Raw genomic sequence first — 4,970 nt, forward strand, 5'->3', positions numbered from 1 at the left:
AGGGGCAAGGTCTGAAGGTGGGAGGGCGCTCGGTGCTGCCCTGTACGAAAAGAGCTTCGTGCCTCCGTTCCAGGCACGAGAGGGGCACGTGGCGTCCCTGTGCGGGCGGCCCGGCGGAGGGCCCTCCGAATTTGCTTTGCACGGCGCTTCTTCCGGGCCCGGAAGGCCTTTAGGCGTGGCGATGGGCGGCGCCGGTACACCCGACGAAAAGGGCTGGCGAAGACTTTCTGTGGTCTGCTCATATCAATGTCTCCCCGCATCCAACCGATGCGGTGTTGTAAAGTGGATTCCCCCCGGACCTTTGACGCCCCAGGCCCGGAAAGTTCCCGCCCACGCTCCGGATGTTTCCTGCCCGTACGGACGCCTTCACGGGCGGGCCTCATCTAGGAGACTGCGACCGCGCCCACGAGCCACGGGCGTCCATTTCGGAACGCAGGGCTTTGGATTGGTGCGCACGGCGGTTAGATTGAGCCCCGTACCACTCTTCTCGCAACCTCCGTGTTTGCATGTCCGACTCTGGCACCCTAGGCACCCCCGCCTCTGCTGAAAGCGCTTCGTTCCAGGAGCAGGCCGCCCACTACGAAGCCCTCGTCGAAACGATGAAGGAGCGCGCCGCGACGGTGCGAGAGGGAGGCGGTGCGGAAAAGGTCGAGCGAGAGCACGAACGCGGCAAGCTCACTGCCCGCGAGCGGATCGAGTACCTGGTCGACGCCCCGGAGGCGTTTGCGGAGGTGGGGCTCTTTGCCGGGTACGAGATGTACGAAGAGGAGGGCGGCTGCCCCGCCGGGGGCACCGTCATGGGCCTCGGGCCCGTAAGCGGCCGTGAGTGCATGATCGTGGCGAACGACGCGACCGTGAAGGCGGGGGCCTGGTTTCCGATTACAGCCAAAAAGAACCTCCGCGCGCAGAAGATTGCGCTGGAGAACCACGTGCCCATCCTTTACCTGGTCGACTCGGCGGGCGTGTACCTGCCGATGCAGGACGAGATTTTTCCGGACGAGGACGACTTCGGCCGCATCTTCCGCAACAACGCGAGGCTGTCGAGCAAGGGCATTCCGCAGATCGCGGCCATCATGGGCAGCTGTGTGGCCGGCGGGGCCTACCTCCCCATCATGAGCGACGAGGCCATTATCGTAGAGGACACCGGCTCCGTGTTTCTGGCGGGGCCGTACCTCGTGAAGGCGGCCATTGGGGAAGACGTGGAGAAGGACGAGCTGGGGGGTGCCACCACCCATTCCGAAATCTCCGGCGTGGTCGACCACAAAGTTGAGGACGACGAGGCGGCGCTGGACAAGATCCGGTCGCTCGTGGACCACTCGGGCCCGGTGGAACGCTTCGGATACGCCCGGAAAGAGTCGGCCGAACCGGCCTACCCGGCGGACGAGCTGTACGGCCTTTTCCCGGCGGAGGGGAATGCCCAGTACGACATGCGCGAAATTCTGGCCCGGATTGTCGACGCGGAGTCGTGGACCGAGTACAAGGAGGGGTATGGCCAAACCCTACTCACCGGCTACGCCCGTATCGATGGGTGGAACGTGGGGGTCGTGGCGAACCAGCGGGCCGTGGTGCGCAACCGGACCGATCTCGACTCGAAGGGAGAAATTCAGGTGGGGGGGGTCATCTACGGCGATGCGGCAGACAAGGGGGCTCGCTTCGTCATGAACTGCAACCAGAAGGAGATCCCCATCGTCTTCTTCCAAGACGTGACGGGCTTCATGGTGGGAAAGCGGGCCGAGCAGGGGGGCATCATCAAGGACGGCGCGAAGATGGTCAACGCCGTGTCCAACTCCACGGTGCCGAAGCTCACCGTGGTGGTGGGCAATTCGTACGGCGCCGGCAATTACGCAATGTGCGGGCGGGCCTACGATCCGCGCCTCGTGCTGGCCTGGCCCACGGCCAAGATTGCGGTGATGGGGGGGACGCAGGCCTCGACGGTGCTCAAGCAGATCAAGGTGCGCCAGCTCGAGAAACAAGGGAAAGAACTCTCAGAGGAGGACGAGCAGGCGCTGCTGTCCGAGATACAGGACCGCTACGAGGAGCAGACGACTCCGTACTATGCGGCGGCTCGTCTGTGGGTGGACGCCCTCATCGACCCGCTCGATACGCGGGAATGGCTCAGTCGCGGACTCGACATGGTCGACCACAACCCGACGCTGGAGCGGTTCAATCCCGGGGTGATCCAGACGTAGGTCGGCGTTGTGTTCTCGGGGTGTTCGGCGGTGGACGAGGCTACTCGTCCTGCTCGTACCGGTCGCCGTTGACGGTAAAGGCGTACGTGATGGTGGCGGTCTGATCGACCATGTTCGACACCGAGCAGTACGTGTCGAGGCTCAGGTTAATCGCCCGGCGAACCTTGTCCGGGTTTACGTCGCCGTCGAGCCGGTAGTGCAGGTGCAGGTCGGTGAAGACGCGCGGGGAGTCGTCGGCCCGCGTTCCATCAATCTCGGCGTGGAAGTCGTCGACGGTCTGTTTCTGCTTCTCCAGGATCGTCAGGAGGTCGATGCTGCTGCAGCCGACGACGCTCAGGGCGGCCATCTCCATCGGGCTCAGGCCGTCCTGGTCGCCCGTTGAGGCGATCGTCACGTCGTGGTCGCCGTTCGTGCCGCGAAACTGGACGGCATCGTTGATCTGATCTATGCTCAAGTGCATACGCACGGAAAAGGGGACGGTGAAAAATACTTGGTGCTCAACATAGAGAATTGTTGGGAGAGAGTCAGCGGGGCAAATGCCGTTATTGTAAAACAAATCTTTGGCGACTGGCAGGGCAAGGGACCAGTGTGACAGAGTGGGGAGTATTTGTCCCCGGATCGCGTAGTTCTTTCCCGCGCTTTTCGAATCACCCTGCTCCGAAATGGCCGACGGTCAGACCGACACGTCCCCGGCTCCGCGAGACGCCTCGCCGGATGGTTCTCCTTCCACGTCCGTCTTCGCACGACTGAAGACGCGCGTTCGAGCCCTCCGCAACACCGGACTCGCCGACCGGCTTGCCCGCATTGATTCCGAGTACGTGCGGGAGAATGCCCGGCGCATCACCAAGATGGACCTCGACACGGTCATCGAGCGCGCCGAGGCGATTGAGGCCCGCTTCCAAGACGGCGGAGGGCTTCGGCGTTTTCTGGACGATGGCCGGCTGCTTCTGCATCTGGTCCGGGATGCCCGTGAAGGGCGGTACCGCGGTCTCCCGGTCTGGACGCTCAGTGCGGCGGGCTTCGCGCTTCTCTACGTCCTCAACCCGTTCGATCTGGTGCCGGACGCCCTTCCTGTGGTGGGACTTCTCGACGACGCCGCCGTCGTGTCGGCCTGCCTCGCCCTCGTGGAGCAAGATTTGCGGGACTATCGAGCGTGGCGACGCGCTCGACAGCAAGAGGAAGAAACCACCGACCGAGACGCATCCGGTCCGGATCTAATCTCTTCGTAACAGTAGGGCCTATGGTGCGTCGTATCTTTATGTGTCAAGTATCCTCACTCCTTGCTGACTGCTCGCCGATAGGCGTTGTCCGCCATGCTCCCGTTGAACTTTAAGGGCGAGGCGTCCGAGCCCGCCCAGGACCCGACCATGGCGCCGCACAAGCGGCAGTCCTACGAGGAAGAACTGGCGAACGCCATCACGCACGGAGTTGGGCTTGTGCTGAGTGTGATTGGCTGGATGGGACTGATTATTCTGTCGGGGGTCGCGGGCGGTGGGTGGGACCTGGCGGCCTCGGCGGTCTTCGGGGGGACGCTCGTCTTCCTCTACGCCACCTCTACCCTCTACCACAGCGTCGGCACCGCGCGGCTGAAGCGAACGCTCCGCATCCTCGACCACGTCGCCATCTTTTTGCTCATTGCGGGGACCTACACCCCCTTCGCCGGGGTGCTCATGCGGGAAGGGTGGGGCTGGAGCGTGCTTGCACTGGTGTGGGGATTCGCCCTCGCGGGACTGCTCTTCAAACTGTTCTCGACGCACCGCTTTCACCCAGCGGCCACCTCTCTGTACTTGCTGATGGGCTGGCTTGGGGTGCTCTTCGCGAGCCCGATGCGCGCCGCGCTGCCGCTTGGGGGGCTGCTCTTAATCGTTGCGGGCGGACTGGCCTACACCATCGGCGTTCTCTTCTACGGCTGGCACTCCCTGCGGTACAGCCACGCGATCTGGCACGTGTTCGTGCTGGTCGGGAGCGCGTGCCACTACGCCGCGGTGGTGCTGTACGTCCTGTAGCGTGGGGCTACCACCCGTACGTCCCGAGCTCCTCGCCGAGGTCCGTGTGGGGAAAGACCTGGCGGGCCTCTCGCAGGGCGTTGCTCTTGTCGCCGGGGGGGAGGTGGACCAGCAAGAGCCGATCCACGCCGGCCTCGGCGGCCACCTCCGCCGCCCCCGCCGCGGTCGAGTGCCCGTCGCCGACGCCGTTGGCTTCATGGACCAGCACGTCGGCCCCCTCCGCCAGGTCGACGACGCTGGAGGTGGGCGCCGTGTCGCAGGAGTAGGCCAGCACGCCGTCGGCGTCGGCGTGCTCCACGCGGAGCCCCACGTTCGCCGTATCGCCGTGGTCGACCGGAGTCGCGGTGACGGTCCATGGAGCCTGGGTCCAGAGGCGTGCTCCCTGCTCGTGGGGGACCTTGTGCCAGTTGATGGGGGGAATGTCCTCCCAGCCCTCGTGCACCGGCGCGAACGCGTCCCATGTGCGCCGGACCTGGGCCAAGGCGGGCTCAATGCCGCAGACGGGGATCGGGCGGTCGCGGCCGTCGAGCCAGATCTTTTCCATGAAGAGCGGAAAGCCGCTCGTGTGGTCCATGTGGGCGTGGGTGACAAGGAGGCCGTCGACGTCATCGATGGCCCGGCCACAGGCCTGCAGGCGCTGCAGCACGTCGCCGCCGCAGTCTACGACGAGCGTATTTGAGGGGGACGCGTCGTCCGACACCGCAAGCATGGTGGTGGTGCGGTGCGCGTCGCTGATCGCGGCGCCGGTGCCGAGGAGGTGGAGGGCGGGCATGGC

Annotated in this window: 5 protein-coding genes; 3 read left to right on the plus strand and 2 right to left on the minus strand. The window is 64.9% G+C overall.

Going from position 1 to position 4,970, the window contains the following annotated elements:
* Positions 1-506 precede the first annotated feature (506 nt).
* Positions 507-2,189: an acyl-CoA carboxylase subunit beta gene (locus V5A20_RS12960; RefSeq protein WP_332314679.1), complete on the plus strand. Its 1,683-nt coding sequence runs from the start codon at positions 507-509 to the stop codon at positions 2,187-2,189.
* 40 nt (positions 2,190-2,229) lie between these two features.
* On the opposite strand, the gene V5A20_RS12965 is transcribed toward V5A20_RS12960, so the two are convergent.
* Positions 2,230-2,649 carry an OsmC family protein gene (locus V5A20_RS12965; RefSeq protein WP_332314678.1) on the minus strand — a complete coding sequence of 140 codons (420 nt, stop codon included), beginning with the start codon at positions 2,647-2,649 and terminating at the stop codon, positions 2,230-2,232.
* Positions 2,650-2,851: 202 nt separating this feature from the next.
* Between V5A20_RS12965 and V5A20_RS12970 the strand changes: the two genes are divergently transcribed.
* Together V5A20_RS12970 and trhA are read left to right on the plus strand one after the other, a co-directional pair.
* Positions 2,852-3,418 (plus strand): YkvA family protein, encoded by a 567-nt coding sequence (locus tag V5A20_RS12970; protein WP_332314677.1) that lies wholly within the window; start codon positions 2,852-2,854, stop codon positions 3,416-3,418.
* 84 nt (positions 3,419-3,502) lie between these two features.
* Positions 3,503-4,195, plus strand: coding sequence for a PAQR family membrane homeostasis protein TrhA (trhA, locus tag V5A20_RS12975; RefSeq protein ID WP_332314676.1), 693 nt, complete (start codon positions 3,503-3,505; stop codon positions 4,193-4,195).
* Between the two features lie 7 nt (positions 4,196-4,202).
* On the opposite strand, the gene V5A20_RS12980 is transcribed toward trhA, so the two are convergent.
* A partial coding sequence (locus V5A20_RS12980) for an MBL fold metallo-hydrolase (RefSeq protein ID WP_332327524.1) occupies positions 4,203-4,970 on the minus strand: 768 nt, incomplete at its 5' end.

Source organism: Salinibacter sp. (assembly GCF_036626415.1).
In the GTDB taxonomy this organism is placed as follows: Bacteria; Bacteroidota; Rhodothermia; order Rhodothermales; family Salinibacteraceae; genus Salinibacter.